11 protein-coding genes are annotated in these 16,374 nt (G+C 72.1%); 3 read left to right on the top strand and 8 right to left on the bottom strand.

What is annotated here, in order from left to right; all coding sequences use genetic code 11:
• Positions 1 to 5: 5 nt before the first annotated feature.
• From ftsH to ACFWP3_RS25030, 6 genes are all read right to left on the bottom strand, one after another.
• On the bottom strand, positions 6 to 1,946 hold the full coding sequence (ftsH, locus tag ACFWP3_RS25055; RefSeq protein WP_384224996.1) for an ATP-dependent zinc metalloprotease FtsH: 1,941 nt from the start codon (positions 1,944 to 1,946) through the stop codon (positions 6 to 8).
• A 129-nt stretch (positions 1,947 to 2,075) separates the two neighbouring features.
• Positions 2,076 to 3,650 (bottom strand): signal recognition particle protein, encoded by a 1,575-nt coding sequence (gene ffh, locus ACFWP3_RS25050; RefSeq protein WP_384224993.1) that lies wholly within the window; start codon positions 3,648 to 3,650, stop codon positions 2,076 to 2,078.
• A gap of 303 nt (positions 3,651 to 3,953) precedes the next feature.
• Positions 3,954 to 6,380 carry a [protein-PII] uridylyltransferase gene (locus ACFWP3_RS25045; RefSeq protein WP_384224991.1) on the bottom strand — a complete coding sequence of 809 codons (2,427 nt, stop codon included), beginning with the start codon at positions 6,378 to 6,380 and terminating at the stop codon, positions 3,954 to 3,956.
• Between the two features lie 17 nt (positions 6,381 to 6,397).
• Complete coding sequence (locus ACFWP3_RS25040; RefSeq protein ID WP_069922130.1) at positions 6,398 to 6,736, bottom strand: P-II family nitrogen regulator; 339 nt, start codon at positions 6,734 to 6,736, stop codon at positions 6,398 to 6,400.
• Positions 6,733 to 8,079 (bottom strand): ammonium transporter, encoded by a 1,347-nt coding sequence (locus ACFWP3_RS25035; protein ID WP_384224989.1) that lies wholly within the window; start codon positions 8,077 to 8,079, stop codon positions 6,733 to 6,735. The genes ACFWP3_RS25040 and ACFWP3_RS25035 overlap by 4 nt, the downstream gene beginning before the upstream one ends.
• Before the next feature lie 317 nt (positions 8,080 to 8,396).
• On the bottom strand, positions 8,397 to 9,896 hold the full coding sequence (locus ACFWP3_RS25030; protein ID WP_384224986.1) for a hypothetical protein: 1,500 nt from the start codon (positions 9,894 to 9,896) through the stop codon (positions 8,397 to 8,399).
• A gap of 364 nt (positions 9,897 to 10,260) precedes the next feature.
• On the opposite strand from ACFWP3_RS25030, the gene ACFWP3_RS25025 reads away from it, so the two are divergent.
• A complete protein-coding gene (locus tag ACFWP3_RS25025) occupies positions 10,261 to 10,929 on the top strand; it encodes a bifunctional DNA primase/polymerase (protein ID WP_384224984.1) in 669 nt (222 codons plus the stop codon).
• A 76-nt stretch (positions 10,930 to 11,005) separates the two neighbouring features.
• Here ACFWP3_RS25025 and ftsY read toward each other — a convergent pair whose 3' ends face one another.
• Complete coding sequence (gene ftsY / locus ACFWP3_RS25020; RefSeq protein WP_384224981.1) at positions 11,006 to 12,229, bottom strand: signal recognition particle-docking protein FtsY; 1,224 nt, start codon at positions 12,227 to 12,229, stop codon at positions 11,006 to 11,008.
• Positions 12,230 to 12,372: 143 nt separating this feature from the next.
• Between ftsY and ACFWP3_RS25015 the strand changes: the two genes are divergently transcribed.
• Entirely contained in the window at positions 12,373 to 13,812 is a 1,440-nt protein-coding gene (locus ACFWP3_RS25015) for a cytosine permease (RefSeq protein ID WP_384224979.1), read from the top strand.
• 63 nt (positions 13,813 to 13,875) lie between these two features.
• Positions 13,876 to 14,862 carry an LLM class flavin-dependent oxidoreductase gene (locus tag ACFWP3_RS25010; RefSeq protein ID WP_384224976.1) on the top strand — a complete coding sequence of 329 codons (987 nt, stop codon included), beginning with the start codon at positions 13,876 to 13,878 and terminating at the stop codon, positions 14,860 to 14,862.
• Between the two features lie 41 nt (positions 14,863 to 14,903).
• Here ACFWP3_RS25010 and ACFWP3_RS25005 read toward each other — a convergent pair whose 3' ends face one another.
• Positions 14,904 to 16,331: a sugar porter family MFS transporter gene (locus tag ACFWP3_RS25005; protein ID WP_384224974.1), complete on the bottom strand. Its 1,428-nt coding sequence runs from the start codon at positions 16,329 to 16,331 to the stop codon at positions 14,904 to 14,906.
• Positions 16,332 to 16,374: the final 43 nt, after the last annotated feature.

Raw genomic sequence — 16,374 nt, 5'->3', positions numbered from 1 at the left:
ACGGGTCAGCCGGTGGCGTGGCCCTTCGTCAGACGGGTGATGCCGGCGGCGGCGTACGCGGCCGCCTCGTCCAGGGTCTCGTTGGCGAGCAGGGCCTCGGCCAGGGCGTCGAGTTTCGGGCGGTTCTCGCGCAGCAGGCGGCAGGCCGTGTCGTAGCACTCGTCGACGATCCGCCGCATCTCGTGGTCCACCGCGTCGAGGGTGGTGGGCGCGGCGGACAGGCCGTACGGGCTGCCGCCGTCGGACGGGATGGCGGTGAGCTTGCCGACGCGGTCGCTCATGCCCCAGCGGCCGACCATCCCGCGCACGATGTTGGTGACCTGTTCGAGGTCGTTCTCCGCGCCCGTGGTGATGACGTCGTAGACCACGTGTTCGGCGGCCATGCCGCCGAGCGCGCCGATGATGCGGCCGCGCAGGTACGGCTCCGTGTAGGCGTACCGGTCGGCGTCCGGGGTGGAGAGGGTGACGCCGAGGGCGCGGCCGCGGGGCACGATGGTGATCTTGCGGACCGGGTCGGCGCCCGGCTGGAGCATGCCCAGGAGGGCGTGGCCGCTCTCGTGGTAGGCCGTGCGGCGGCGCTCCTCCAGCGGCATGACCAGGGCGCGCTCAGCGCCGAGCTGGACCTTCTCCAGGGCGTCGGACAGGTCGGACTGGGTGACCTGGTCCTGCCGGCGCTTGACGGCCAGCAGCGCGGCTTCGTTGGCCAGGTTGGCCAGTTCGGCGCCGGTCATTCCGGGGGTGGTGCGGGCCACCTGCTCGAGGTCGACGCCCGGGGCGAGCGGGATGTCGCGGGTGTGGATGCGCAGGATGGCCTCGCGGCCGCCCCGGTCGGGCGGGGAGACGACCACGGTGCGGTCGAAGCGGCCGGGCCGGGTCAGGGCGGGGTCCAGGACGTCCGCGCGGTTGGTGGCGGCCAGGACGACCACCCCTTCCGAGCCCGAGAAGCCGTCCATCTCGGTGAGGATCTGGTTGAGGGTCTGTTCGCGTTCGTCGTGGCCGCCCATGGCCCCGCCGCCGCCGCGCACGCGCCCGATGGTGTCGATCTCGTCGATGAAGATGATCGCGGGGGCCACCTTGCGCGCCTCGGCGAAGAGTTCGCGGACGCGGGAGGCGCCGACGCCGACGATCATCTCGATGAACTCGGAGGCGGAGGCGGAGAAGAACGGCACCCCGGCCTCGCCCGCCACCGCCCGGGCGAGGAGGGTCTTCCCGGTGCCGGGCGGGCCGGACAGCAGGACGCCGCCGGGCATCCGGGCGCCCAGCTTCCGGTAGGCCTGCGGGTTCTTGAGGAAGTCGACGACGTCGTTGAGCTCGCCCTCGACCTCGTCGATGCCCGCCACGTCCTCGAAGGTGGTGCGCGGTGCGCCCGCCTCCAGCTCCACCGGCTTCGGCGGCGCCTTGCGGCCCAGCGCGCCCATGCCGCCGCCCATCGCCGCGCCCATCCGGCGGGCGATGAACACCCACAGCAGGACCAGGAGCAGGATCGGGGCGAGGGAGAGCAGCAGGTTGGCCAGGAAGCTGCGCTGCACCACGACCGGGGAGGCGGTGACGTTGACGTTCTGCTTGGTGAGGTTCGCCCACAGGTCGTCGTCGGCGAAGGCGGGGCGCTGGGTGACGAACTTGGTGTAGTCGCCCTTGTCCCCGTCGGGCATCGGCTGCTTGGCCTTCAGCTGGCCCTGGATCGCGTCGCCCTTGGAGTAGATCTTCGAGACGTTGCCGTTCGCGACCTGCTTGCTGAACTCGGTGTACGAGATCGTCGGCTCGTCCCCCTCGTTGAAGAAGGACAGCACCAGGTTGGTGATCAGGTACACGATCAGGGCAGTGAGGATCAGCCCGCGCCAGCCGCCGGGCATCCGCTTCTTCGGCGGAGGCGCGGGCGGCGCGCCCTCGGAGCGCCAGGGCGTGTCGGCCCGGTCGCGGGGCGGTACGGGGGTGGGGGTGGGCACGGGGCGCCTCCTTCTGCCGTCCTCCCGGCAGACGATAAGCGACAAATCAACCCATTGCCCCTGCAGAAAGCGCAGGGCCCCGGTCGTGGGATCATGACCGGGGCCCTGCGCTTCCCGCCTGCGCGGGTGCTACTTCATGAACTTCTTGAACTCGTCCGGAAGGTCGAAGTCCTGGCCGGGCTGACCGCCCCCCGCCGGAAGGCCGAAGGGGTTGGCCCCGGGCGCGGGCTCGACGGCCTGCGGGCCCTGCTCGCGGCGGGCCGCGGCCGCGGCCTCCTCTTCCCTGCGCTTCATCGGGTTGCCGCTCTTGCGCTTGCCCTTGGCCTGCTTGACCTGCTTCTTCTGCCGGCCGGGGCCGCCGCCCATCCCGGGGATGCCGGGCATCCCGGGCATGCCGCCGCCCTGGGCCATGCGGGACATCATCTTGCGGGCGTCGAAGAACCGCTCCACGAGCGACTTGACCGCGCTGACCTCGGTGCCGGAACCCTTGGCGATACGGGCGCGGCGCGAGCCGTTGATGATCGTCGGGTCCTGGCGCTCGGCCGGGGTCATCGACTTGATGATCGCGGCGGTGCGGTCCACGTCGCGCTCGTCGATGTTGTTGATCTGGTCCTTGATCTGCCCCATGCCGGGCAGCATGCCGAGCAGCTTGGAGATGGAGCCCATCTTGCGGACCTGCTCCATCTGGGCCAGGAAGTCGTCGAGCGTGAACTCCTTCGGGCCCTTCTGCAGCTTGGCCGCCATCTTCTCGGCTTCGGCCTGACTGAAGGTCTTCTCGGCCTGCTCGATGAGGGTGAGCATGTCACCCATGTCGAGGATCCGGCCGGCCATGCGGTCCGGGTGGAAGGCGTCGAACTCGTCGAGCTTCTCGCCGTTCGAGGCGAACATGATCTGCTTGCCGGTGACGTGCGCGATGGAGAGCGCGGCACCGCCGCGGGCGTCGCCGTCGAGCTTGGAGAGCACGACGCCGTCGAAGCCGACGCCGTCGCGGAAGGCCTCGGCGGTGTTGACCGCGTCCTGACCGATCATGGCGTCGACGACGAAGAGGATCTCGTCGGGGCTGACGGCGTCGCGGATGTCCGCGGCCTGCTGCATCAGCTCCTGGTCGATGCCGAGGCGGCCGGCGGTGTCGACGATCACGATGTCGAACTGCTTGGTGCGCGCGTACTCGACGGAGTCCTTCGCCACCTGGACCGGGTCGCCGACGCCGTTGCCCGGCTGGGGCCCGTAGAACGCCACGCCCGCGCGGTCGGCGACGACCGAGAGCTGGTTGACGGCGTTGGGGCGCTGGAGGTCGCACGCGACGAGGAGCGGGGTGTGGCCCTGCCCCTTGAGCCAGAGGCCCAGCTTTCCGGCGAGGGTGGTCTTGCCCGCACCCTGGAGGCCGGCGAGCATGATCACGGTGGGGGCGGTCTTGGCGAAGCGCAGCCGCCGGGTCTCGCCGCCGAGGATCGTGACGAGCTCGTCGTTGACGATCTTGAGGACCTGCTGGCCCGGGTTGAGGGCCTTGCTGACCTCTTCGCCGCGCGCGCGTTCCTTGACGTTCGCGATGAAGGAGCGGACGACCGGGAGGGCGACGTCGGCCTCGAGGAGCGCGATACGGATTTCCCGGGCCGCTGCGTCGATGTCAGCCTCGGACAGCCGGCCTTTGCCGCGCAGGCCCTTGAAGGTATTCGCCAAGCGGTCGGAGAGCGTATCGAACACGGTGGTCGCGATTCCTCGGGTCGGGGGCGGTGGGTCGTCCCCAAGGGTATCGGGCCATGCCGCGTGGTGGACCCGGTGGTCCGATCCCGGGCGCTGCCCGGCCCCGCGCCTCAAACGCCGGCGGGGCTGGATTCGGCCGGATGGCCGCCTGCCCAGCGCGGCTCAAAGACCGGGGCTCCGCCCCGTACCCCGCTCCTCAAACGCCGGAGGGGCTGGCTTCAGCCGGCGTCAGCCGACCATTCCAGCCTCGCCGGCGTTTGAGGCGCGGGGTCCGGGGCGGAGCCCCGGCAACGGCTCCGCCGGCTAGGACAGGGCCGCCTGTACCGCACCTGCCAGGGCGGCGGCCTCCGCGGGATCCAGTGGCTTGCCGTCCGGGGACGTGACGTACAGCGTGTCCACGGCGTTCGCACCCAGCGTCGAGACGTGCGCGCTCCGCACCCGGACGCCCGCCGTCTCCAGGGCCCGCCCGATCCGGTGGAGCAGCCCCACCGCGTCCGGGGCGCGCACCTCCAGCACGGTGGCCAGCGAGGAGACGTCCGGGACCACCGCGACCCGGGGCGGCGGCGGGACCACCCCGCGCCTGCGCGGGTAGGCCGCCTCGCGGTCCGCCAGCTTCGACGGGACGTCCAGCGAGCCGTCCAGGGCCCGCACCAGGTCGGTGCGCAGCCTGGCCGCCTCGGGCAGCGCCCCGTACTCCGCCGCCACCCGCCACCGCAGCACCAGCACCTCGCCGAGCCGGTCCGGGAGCTCCACGGAGCGCAGGTCCGCCGCCCGGACGGTCAGCCGGTGCAGGGCCAGCACCCCGGCCACCGCCGGGAGGACCCCGGGCTGGTCGGGGACGGCCACGACCAGCTCCACGCCGACCGCGTCCTCCTCCTGGCGGGCGTGCAGCGCGAGCACCGGCTCCCCGGTGCGCAGGGCCTCCACCGCCACGCGCTCCTGCTCGGTCGTCGGGATCTCCGGCTCCCGCACCTCCTGCGGCGTCCCGCGCAGGACCGCCGCGACCCGCGCGACAAGGTCCGCGACCAGCGATCCCCGCCAGGCGCTCCACGCCGCCGGCCCGGTGGCCAGGGCGTCGGCCTCCGTCAGGGCGTGCAGTATCTCCAGCGTCCCCACCGACCCCACGGCGGCGGCGACCGAGCGGAGGGTCGCCGGGTCGTCCAGGTCGCGCCGGGTCGCGGTGTCGATCAGCAGCAGGTGGTGGCGTACGAGCGTGCCCAGGACGGCGACGTCCTGCGCGTCGAAGCCGACCCGGGCGGCGACGTCGCGGGCGATCGTCTCGCCCGCCACCGAGTGGTCCCCGGGCCAGCCCTTGCCGATGTCGTGCAGGAGGGCGGCCATCAGGAGCAGGTCGGGGCGGCCGACCCGGCGGGTGAGGGCCGAGGCGCGCACCGCCGTCTCGATGAGGTGCCGGTCCACGGTCCAGGTGTGGACGGGGTTGCGCTGGGGACGGCAGCGGACCCGCTCCCAGTCGGGCAGCAGCCGCGTGATCAGGCCCTCCGCCTCCAGGGCCTCCCACACGGGCACCATCGGCTCCCCCGCGCCCAGCAGGGTCAGCAGCTGTTCGCGGGCCTCCGCCGGCCAGGGCACCGGCAGCGGCTTGCCCTGCGCGGCGAGCCTGCGCAGGGCGTGCAGCGATACGGGCAGCCCCGCCTGCGCGGCTGCCGCGGCGAGCCGCAGCGCCAGGGCCGGATCGCGGTCGGGGCGCGCGGCCAGGGCCAGTACGGCCTCGCCGTCGGACTCCACGACCCCTTCGGCGAGCGGTGCGCGCGGGGCCGCCGCCGGGCCGCGGGTGCCGAGCAGGCCGCGCAGCCTCGGCCGGGCCGAGCACGCCCGCAGCACCCGCCCGACCTCCCGCCAGGTCACGTCGCCGGCGTACGCGACGACCCGCGCGGCCTCGTACACCTCGCGGAGCAGCGCGTCCGCGTCCAGCAGCCCGAGCTGCGTCGCGACCTGGTCCTGTTCCTGGAGCGCGAGCCGGTCGGTGGCCCGGCCCGTGACCAGGTGCAGGGCGTCCCGGGCGTCGAGGAGCCGCCGCCGGGCGTCGGCGAGGCCCTCGCGCGGGGCGTCCGCCAGCCAGGACGCCGCCACCGCCCGCAGCGCGGTGGCGTCCCGGAGCCCGCCGCGGGCCTCCTTGAGGTCGGGTTCGAGCAGGAAGCGGAGCTCACCGGCTCGCTCGGCCCGCTCCCGGCACAGGGTGTGCAGCTCGGGGAGGCGTTTGGCGGCCTGGTTGCGCCAGTCGGCCAGGACGGAGGTGCGCAGGCCCGCGAGCAGGCCGGCGTCTCCGGCGACCGGCCGGGCGTCCAGCAGCCCGAGGTGCACCTTGAGGTCCTCGGCGGCCGTCTTGCGGGCCTCGCCGGGGGTCCGTACGGAGTGGTCGAGGGCGAGGCCCAGGTCCCACACCGGGTACCAGAGGCGGTCGGCCAGCGCGCCGAGCCGCCGCGGCTCGGCCTTGCCGTCGTGCAGCAGCACCAGGTCGAGGTCGCTGCGCGGCGAGAGCTCGCCCCGTCCGTAGCCGCCGACGGCCACCAGGGAGGCGCCGCGTACGCCGGTCTCCCGGACGGCAGTCGTGAACAGGGCGTTCAGCCAGTCGTCGGTCAGCCCGGCCAGGGCGGAACGCCGCGAAGGCCCGGACCGCGACTCCTCCTGGAGGAGTCGCAGCCGGGCCGCGGCGTATCCGCTGGGTCCCGAGTCGGCCGTGTGGTCCGTGGTCTCTTCGACGCTCGTCACCCAGGAGCTCCGTTCACCTAGAGCGCGTCAGCGCCGCGCTCGCGGGTGCGGACCCGGACGACCGAGTCCACGGGGACGCTCCACACCTTGCCGTCGCCGATCTTGCCGGTGGCCGCGGCGCGCACGATGACGTCGATCACGTCGTCGGCGTCGGCGTCGTCGGTGAGCACCTCGATGCGGATCTTGGGTACGAGGTCCACGGTGTACTCGGCGCCGCGGTAGACCTCGGTGTGGCCGCGCTGGCGCCCGTAGCCGCTGGCCTCGGTGACCGTGAGTCCCTGGACCCCGAAGGCCTGGAGGGCTTCCTTGATCTCGTCCAGCTTGTGCGGCTTGACGATCGCGGTGATCAGCTTCATGCGTCAACCTTCTTGCTCGCGGCGGCGGCGGGTACGGGTACGGCGGTGCTCCGGGAGGAGGCTCCGCCGCCCGCTCCGCTGAAGTCGTAGGCGGTCTCGGCGTGTTCGACCTGGTCGATGCCGGAGACCTCGTCGTCCTCGGTGACCCGCATCCCCATCGTCTTGTCGAGGAGGAAGGCGAGCAGTGCGGACGCCACGAGAGAGTAGGCGAGGACGGAGAAGACTCCGACGGCCTGCTTGCCCAGCTGCTCCAGGCCGCCGCCGTAGAAGAGGCCCGCGACGTCGGACTGGACCCCGCCGGTGGCGAAGAAGCCCACGAGCAGGGAGCCGGCGACACCGCCGACGAGGTGCACGCCGACCACGTCGAGGGAGTCGTCGAAGCCGAACTTGTACTTCAGGCCCACCGCCATGGCGCACAGCACACCGGCGATGGCGCCGACCGCGATGGCACCGAGCGGGCTGACGGCGCCGCCGGCGGGGGTGATGGCGACGAGGCCGGCGACCGCGCCGGAGGCGGCGCCGAGGGTGGTGAAGGAGCCGTGGCGCAGCTTCTCGTAGGCGAGCCAGGCGAGCATGGCGGCGGCCGTGGCGACCTGGGTGTTGACGAACATGACCGCGCCGACGCCGTCGTCGTTGCCGAGCCAGGAGCCCGCGTTGAAGCCGAACCAGCCGAACCACAGGAGGCCGGCGCCGAGCATCACGAGCGGGAGGCTGTGCGGGCGCATCGGGTCCTTCTTGAAGCCGACGCGCTTGCCGATGACCAGGATCACGCCGAGGGCGGCGGCGCCGGCGTTGATGTGGACGGCGGTGCCGCCCGCGAAGTCGATGACGCCCATTTCGAAGAGCCAGCCGCCGGCGCCCCAGACCCAGTGGGCGACGGGGAAGTAGACGACGGTCACCCACAGGGCGGTGAACAGGGCCCAGGCGCTGAACTTCACCCGGTCGGCGAGGGCGCCGCTGATCAGGGCGGGGGTGATGACGGCGAACATCAGCTGGAAGACGGCGAAGACGTAGACCGGGATGGTGTAGCCGTCCCACAGCTCGGTGATGCCGATGCCGCTGAGGCCCACGTAGTCGGAGTTCCAGCCGATGAGGGAGCCGGAGTCGGTGCCGAAGGCGAGGCTGAAGCCGTAGAGGACCCACAGGATCGTGACGATCCCGAGGCTGATGAAGCTCATCATCAGCATGTTGAGGCTGCTCTTGACGCGGACCATGCCTCCGTAGAAGAAGGCGAGTCCCGGGGTCATCAGCATGACCAGGGCGGAGCAGATGAGCATGAACCCGGTGTTCGCGGCAGACAGCGTCGGGGCGTCTGCCGCGAGGGTCGTGATGGCTGATGCCATCGGCGTCTCCTCGTCGTCGGTACGTTCGCGTGCGGGCGATCGTGGGAACCTGAGCGGCGTTAAGGGGTCCGGCCTGATGGGGGGCTGGCCCGGACTGGCCGGTTATTGGCCCTGAGATTCGCGCAGGCCGGTTTCCGGCGGCGCCGCAAGGTGTTTCGTGCCCGTGACGAAGAGGTCGGGCGTGTTACGCGTCCATGAACGGACGGCGGGCGTTCAGCCGGCCGCGGCAGTACCCGGATGTCCTGGCTGGGGGAGCCTGATCGGGCTTCACGGGGTGACTGCCGCGGCCGGGGCCTCGGGGGCGGCCGGGTGGGCCGTCAGACGGCCTCCGCGGCTTCGGGGAGCCGGGCGGCGAGGATGTCGGTGAGCCGGACCACGTCGGCGACGTCGCCGTACTCACGGGCGGCGGTGTCGACGGTCTTGCGGAGCCGGGTGTTCACCCGCTCGGACCGAACCTTTTGCGCCACGTCGAGGGCCCGGCCGACGAGGACGGTGGCCTGTTCGGGCTCGCGCTGGAGCAGGTGGACGGTGGCCATGCCGATGAGGTTGAGGGCGTAGGAGCGCTGGTGCTCCTCGTCCTTCTCGAAGAGTTCGACGGCCCGCTCCATGACGGGTTCGGCGAGGGAGGCGTACGTGGGGCTGCGCCCGGCGACGTAGGCCAGGTCGCGGTACGAGTGGGAGTTCTCCCCGTTCAGCTCCGCCTCGGAGAAGAAGCGGATCCAGTCGGGTTCGGGCTCGCCCCCGAAGCCGACGTCGCCGAAGGTGTCCTCGGCCATCCGCACGGCCCGCTTGCAGCGGCTGGGCTGCCCCATGTTGGCGTAGGCGCGGGCCTCCATCGCATACAGCATGGCCTGGGTGCGCGGGCCGGCGCAGTCGCGGCTGCCGTACTGCGCGAGGTGGATGAGTTCCAGGGCGTCCTCGGGGCGGCCCAGGTGGATCATCTGGCGGCTCATCCCGGACAGGATGTACGAGCCGAGCGGCTTGTCCCCGGCCTCCTTCGCGGCGTGCAGGGCGAGGACGAAGTACTTCTGCGCGGTGGGGTGCAGGCCGATGTCGTAGCTCATCCAGCCGGCCAGTTCGGCGAGTTCCGCGGCGACCTTGAAGAGCCGCTTCATGACGGGGGCCGGGTGGTTCTCCTGGAGCAGGTCGGTGACCTCGTGGAGCTGGCCGACCACGGCCTTGCGGCGCAGTCCGCCGCCGCACTGGGCGTCCCACTGGCGGAACATGACGGTGGTGGCGTCGAGGAGGTCGAGCTCGGGTTCGGAGAGCCGGGGCGGGCGGGGGCCGTGGAGGGGGCCCGCCGGCCCCGCCGCCCGCGGTCCCGGGTCGGCGGCCGGGGCCGGGACGAGCCAGCGCTGCATGGGCTCGATGAGGGCGGGGCCGGCGGAGAGGGCGAGCGAGGTCCCGAGGAAGCCGCGGCGGGCCAGCATCAGGTCGCTGCGGGAGAACTCGCCGAGCAGTTCGACGGTCTGCGGGCCGGCCCAGGGCAGGTCGACGCCGGAGACGGAGGGGGTCTGGTGGGCGGTGCGCAGGCCGAGCTGCTCGATGGCGACGACGGAGCCGAACCGCTCGGAGAACAGCTCGGAGAGGATCCGCGGGACGGGCTCACGGGGCTGTTCGCCGTCGAGCCAGCGGCGCACCCGGGAGGTGTCCGTGCTGATGTGGTGCGCGCCCATCTGGCGGGCCCGGCGGTTGACCTGGCGGGCGAGTTCGCCCTTCGACCAGCCGCTGCGCACGAACCACGACGTCAGCTGGACGTTGCGGTCGGCGGATTCCACGGACTCCTCGCCCGTTCCGCTTGCGCCGTTGCCGCTCACTGGAACGCCCCCATCCGCTCAGCCTCTTCCACACGAACCCTGACGGGAACGGCAACCGTCGCCACGGACCTTCACGAGTCCTTCACGCATTGCCTCCGGCATACCCACGGATGGGTTTGCCTTCGGGGTTCGTGTACCGAAAGTAATCCTACGATCACCCCTGCCGCGAGGTCGATTCCAGAAACGCCACCATTCGCCACCCCTTCGAATGAACTCGCCACCGGCCAGGCGCGATTCACTTGACAGCAAGGTGAAAAGGGATCGGTGGACAGGAGTGCGCTCGGGGCGCACGCGGCGAGGAGTGCGCCGGTCCCGCCGATGCCGTAACCACCGGAGCGTCCGACCCGTTGGAGGGGGCATGGGCATGGGCTTCACGATCGGCGGCAGCCGTGGCACCAGGGAGTTCCGCTCCGGCGCCCGGCGCCGCGGCCGGACCTCGGAGTGCACGGCGGTGGCGGAGTACACCGGGCTGTGGGGCTGGGACGTGGTCCCCGGGGCCCGCGCCGCGGCACCCGCGCGCGACTGCTCCTGCGGGGACGCGCACTGCGCCGCCCCCGGGGCGCATCCGCTCGACTTCGCCCCCACGGTCAAGGCCGGGGCCACCCTGGACGAGGTCACCGAGGCCTGGGGCGAGCACCCGGGCGCGGCGGTACTGCTCCCCGTGGGCCGCTCCTTCGACGTCATCGAGGTCTCCGCGGAGGCCGGACGCCGCGCGCTGGTCCGGCTGGAGCGGATGGGCCTGCCGCTCGGCCCTGTCATCGAGACCCCGGACGGCAGGGCGCAGTTCTTCGTGGCCCCGGGCGCCGCGGCCGAACTGCCGCAGCTGCTGTACCGGATGGGCTGGGACGACGCCGATCTGGACCTGCGGGCCCTGGGCCACGGCTGCTACGTGACGGCCCCGCCCTCCGACCGGGCGGGGCTCGGCCAGGCCGGCTGGCTGCGGCCGCCCGCGCTCGACTCGGCCGGGGGCCCGCCGCAGGCCCGGCTGCTGCTCGGCACCCTCGCGTACATCTGCCACCGCTTCCGCCGGTAGCCTCCCCCCACATGCGGGTGCCCCCGCGTTCCGGCCGGAACGCGGGGGCACCCGCATGTGGGGGGAGGTACGGCTCTCAGTCGCCGATCAGGGCGTCGACGAACGCCTCCGGCTCGAAGGGCGCCAGGTCGTCCGGGCCCTCGCCGAGGCCGACGAGCTTGACGGGGACGCCGAGCTCGCGCTGGACGGCGACGACGATGCCGCCCTTGGCGGTGCCGTCGAGCTTGGTCAGCACGATGCCGGTGATGTCCACGACCTCGGCGAAGACGCGGGCCTGGGTCAGGCCGTTCTGGCCGGTGGTGGCGTCCAGGACCAGCAGGATCTCGTCGAGCGGACCGTGCTTCTCCACGACGCGCTTGACCTTGCCGAGCTCGTCCATGAGGCCGGTCTTGGTGTGCAGGCGGCCCGCGGTGTCGATGAGCACCACGTCGGCGCCCTCGGCGATGCCCTCCTTGACGGCGTCGTAGGCGATCGACGCGGGGTCGCCGCCCTCGGGACCGCGCACCGTACGGGCGCCGACCCGGTCGCCCCAGGTCTGGAGCTGGTCGGCGGCGGCGGCGCGGAAGGTGTCGGCCGCGCCGAGCACCACGCTGCGGCCGTCGGCGACGAGCACGCGCGCCAGCTTGCCGGTGGTGGTGGTCTTGCCGGTGCCGTTGACACCGACGACCATGATCACGCCGGGGGTGTCCTCGCCGCTCTCCGTCTTCACGGCGCGGTCGAAGTCGGTGCCGACCAGGGTCAGCAGCTCCTCCTTCAGCAGGGCGCGCAGGTCCGCGGGGGTGCGGGTGCCGAGCACCTTGACCCGCTCGCGGAGCCGGTCGACCAGCTCCTGGGTCGGGACGACACCGACGTCGGCGACCAGGAGGGTCTCCTCGATCTCCTCCCAGGTGTCCTCGTCGAGGTGCTCCCGGGAGAGCAGCGTGAGCAGCCCCTTGCCGAGGGAGTTCTGCGACCGGGCGAGGCGGGCGCGCAGCCGGATCAGGCGGCCGGCGGTGGGCTCGGGCACCTCGATCGCGGGCGCGGGCGGAGCCTCGACGACCGGGTCCTCGACAGCGGCCGGCGTCTCGAGGGCGGCCTCCGCGTCGGGGAGGACGACCTCCTCGATGGTCCGGCGCGGCTCTTCGACCGTCGGTGCGGCGTCCTCCCCCACCTGGGGTTCGGCGGGCGGGGCAGTGATGGTCGGCGTGCTCGACGGCGCCGTGGGCGGCAGCTGCTTCTTCTTGCGGCTGCTGACCACGAGCCCGCTGATCGCGCCGACCGCGACCAGGGCGATGACTACAGCAAGGATGAGGATTTCCATAACCCACCCAGTATCTGCCACAGCCGGCCCGGAACCCGGACCTTGGAGGTTCCCACCGGGCCGTAAGCCTCTATTTGTGGTTTTAGCGGCAAATCTACGATGATGAGCGACTCCCCTCCACTCCCTCCCCCACGGAGTACTGCATGTCTGCCGAAGAGACCGCGATAGAGACCCGCGGCCTGGAGCCGGTCCCGGACGGCGAGCGCGGCGGCCGGGTCCGCGAGCTCGTCCCCACCTGGGTCGCCGCCAACATCAGCGTGCTGCTGCTGACCATGGGCGCCGGACTGGTGATCTTCAACAAGCTCAACATCTGGCAGGTGCTGATCGTCGCGGTCGCCGCGCCGGTCGTCTCGTACGGGATCGTGGGCCTGATCTCGATCGCCGGGAAGCGGGGCGGCGCCCCGGGCATGGCCCTCTCGCGGGCCGTGTTCGGTCAGCGCGGCAACCTCTTCCCCGGCGCCCTCATCTGGGTGGCCCGGTGGGGCTGGGAGACCATCAACGCGGTCAGCGGCGCCTACGCCGTGCTGACCGTGCTCGACCTGCTCTTCGGCATCAAGAGCAACACCCCGCTGATCGTCGTCACCCTGCTGTTCTTCGTGGGCTGCACGTTCGTCGTCTCGGGCCTCGGCATCAACGCGCTGCGCGTCTGCTCCAAGTGGTCGACGTACCTCTTCGGCGCGTTCAGCGTGCTGGTCCTCGGGTACCTGGTGGCCACCACCGACTGGTCCGCCGTCTTCGGCAAGCCGGCCGGCTCCACCGCGATGATGATCGCGGGCATCGGCACCATCGCCGCCGGCGGCATCAGCTGGGTGCCCTCGGGCCCCGACTTCACGCGCTACCTGCCCCGCACCGCCTCCTCCAAGGGCATGGTCGGCGCGACGATCGGCGGCGCCGGCGTGGTCGTGCTGCCCATGGTCCTGATGGGCGCGGTCATGGCCGTCGGCACCCCGGACCTGGCCAGCGCCCAGGACCCGGTCTCCTTCATCGGCGAGCTGCTGCCGACCTGGATCGCGGTCCCGTACCTGCTCATCGCGCTCGTCGGCATGCTGCTCATCAACTCGATGTCCATGTACTCGGCCGGCTTCACCGCGCAGACCCTGGGCATCAAGGTCCCGCGCGCCTGGGCCGTCAGCGTCAACGCCCTCATCAGCCTGGTCTTCGGCTTCCTGCTGATGGTGGTCGCGACCAGCTTCTTCGGCTCCTTCATCTCCTTCCTGACCCTGCTCGCCGTGGCCTTCTCCGCGTGGATCGGCGTCTTCGGCGTGGACATGCTGCGCCGCACGGAGTACGACGGCCCCGCGCTGCTGGACACCACGCGCACCAGCGCCTACTGGTACAAGGGCGGTTTCGCCTGGCAGGCGATGACCGCGTGGGCCCTCGCCCTGGTCGTGGGCCTGCTGTTCACCAAGGTGGACTGGTTCAGCGGACCGCTCGCCGGCACCTGGATCGGCGAGAACGGCCTCGGCTGGGTGGCCGGCATCCTCACCTCGGGCGTGCTGTACGCCGTACTGCCGCGCACGGCGGCCCCGGCCGCGGCCGCTCCGGCCGAGGAGCCCGAGCTCGCCGGATCCCTGTCCAACTGACGCTGCGTCAGCTAACGTCCCCCTTCGCCCGCCCACCCACATCCGGCGAAGGGGGACTTCTCCATGCCCATCACCGTGGCCCGGTTCAATCTCGTCGACCCCAACGGCACCCCCGATTCCCTCTCCGCCCGCTACAAGGCGGCGCTGGAGATGGCCCGGTACGCGGACGACCGCGGCATCGACACCATCCAGACCGAGGAGCACCACGGCACCGGCAACAACTGGCTGCCCTCGCCCTTCGCCTTCGCGGGCGCGGTCTTCGGCGCCACCCGCCGGATCGCGGTCACCGTCTCGGCGATCATCGGCCCGCTGTACGACCCGCTGAAGGTCGCCGAGGACATCGCCGTGCTGGACCTGCTGAGCGGCGGCCGCCTGGTCACGGTCGCGGGCATCGGCTACCGGCCCGAGGAGTACGAGCAGCACGGGGTGGAGTGGGGGCGGCGCGGCCGGCTCCAGGACGAGCTGCTGGAGACCCTGCTGAAGGCGTGGACCGGCGAGCCCTTCGAGTTCCGCGGCCGCACCGTACGCGTGACCCCGCGGCCGTTCACCCGGCCGCACCCGATGCTCCTGGTCGGCGGGAGTTCGCAGGCGGCGGCCCGGCGCGCGGCCCGGCTGGGCCTGCCCTTCTTCCCGAGCGCGCACCTGCCGGAGCTGGAGGCGTACTACCAGGAGCGGCTCGCCGAGTACGGCACGGAGGGCTTCTGCATGATGCCCGCGGCCGAGACCCCGCTGCTGCACATCGCGGAGGACCCCGACCGGGCCTGGGCCGAGCACGGCGAGCGCTTCCTGCACGAGGCGGGCATGTACGCGTCCTGGCAGTCCAAGGACATCCGCAGCGCCGTACGGTCGGCCGCGCGCTCGGTGGCCGAGCTGCGCGAGGAGGGCGTGTACCGGATCCTCACGCCGGACCAGGCCGTCGACTACGCCCGGGGCGCGGGCGAGGCGGGGAACCTGGTGCTGCACCCGCTGTGCGGCGGGATGCCGCTGGACGAGGGCTGGCGCAGCCTGCACCTGCTGTGCGAACAGGTACTGCCCCGGCTCAAGGACTGAGCCGGGGCAGTATCGAGGAGAAGGGGTGGTGGCGGGGATGGTTACCCCATCTCCTCCAGCGCCTTGCCCTTGGTCTCCGGCACCCACTTGAGGATGAAGGGGATCGAGAGCACGGCGAAGAACGTGTAGATCACGTACGCGCCGGACAGGTTCCAGTCCGAGAGCGACGGGAACGTGACGGTGATGACCCAGTTGGCGATCCACTGGGCCGCCGCGGCGACGCCGAGGGCCGCGGCCCGGATGCGGTTCGGGAACATCTCGCCGAGCAGCACCCAGACCACCACGCCCCAGGACAGGGCGAAGAAGAGCACGAAGGAGTGCGCGGCGATCAGTGCGACCGTGCCCTGGGTGTCGGGCATGGTGATGTTGTCGCCGGTGCCCTCCTTGTACGAGAACGCCCAGGCGGCGAGGCCGAGGGAGACGGCCATGCCGACGGAGCCGATGAGGGCCAGCGGCTTGCGGCCGATCCGGTCGACGAAGATCATCGCGATCACCGTGCCGATGATGTTGATGATCGACGTGGTGAAGGAGTACAGGAACGAGCTGGTCGGGTCGATGCCGACGGACTGCCACAGCGAGGAGCTGTAGTAGAAGATCACGTTGATGCCGACGAGCTGCTGGAAGACGGAGAGGCCGATGCCGATCCAGACGATGGGCATGAGGCCGAACCGGCCGCCGAGCAGGTCCCAGAAGGTGGACTTGTGCTCGGAGCGCATGGCCCGGTCGATCTCGGCGACGCGGGCGTCGAGGTCGACGGACGAGCCCTCGACCTCCCGCAGCACCTCCTTGGCCTGCTCGGTGCGGCCGACGGAGATCAGGAAGCGCGGGGACTCCGGGATCACGAAGGACAACAGCCCGTAGAGGATGGCGGGGACGACCATCACGCCGAGCATCCACTGCCAGGCCTCCAGGCCGGCGAGCTCGCCGCGCTGGTCTCCGTCTGCGAGGTTCAGGATGCCCCAGTTGACGAGCTGGGAGATGGCGATGCCGATGACGATGGCGGCCTGCTGGAACGAGGCCAGGCGGCCTCGGTAGGCGGCCGGGGACACCTCGGCGATGTAGGCCGGGCCGATGACCGAGGCCATGCCGATGCCGAAGCCGCCGACGACGCGCCACATGGCCAGGTCCCACAGGGCGAACGGGAGGGCCGAGCCGATGGCGCTGACCGTGAAGAGGACCGCCGCGATCTGCATGCAGCGGATGCGGCCGATCCGGTCGGCGATGCGGCCCGCGGTGGCGGCGCCGATCGCACAGCCGATGAGTGCGGCGGCGATCACCTGGGCGAGGGCCTCGGAGCCGACGTCGAACCGTTCCCGGATGGCGACGACGGCGCCGTTGATGACCGAGCTGTCGTAGCCGAAGAGGAAGCCGCCCATGGCGGCGGCCGCGGTGATGAAGATGACGTGCCCGAGATGGTCGGGCTGCGCCGCCCGGCCACCGCCTGCGGCGGCGTTCGCTGTGCTGGTCAAGGTGCGCTCCTGGGCCCGGCGTCGGCTGCGGGCGGTGTGGGGG

Origin of the sequence: Streptomyces sp. NPDC058525, assembly GCF_042719495.1 — a bacterium.
Classification (GTDB): domain Bacteria; phylum Actinomycetota; class Actinomycetes; order Streptomycetales; family Streptomycetaceae; genus Streptomyces.
This window is presented reverse-complemented; position numbering and strand designations above follow the sequence as displayed.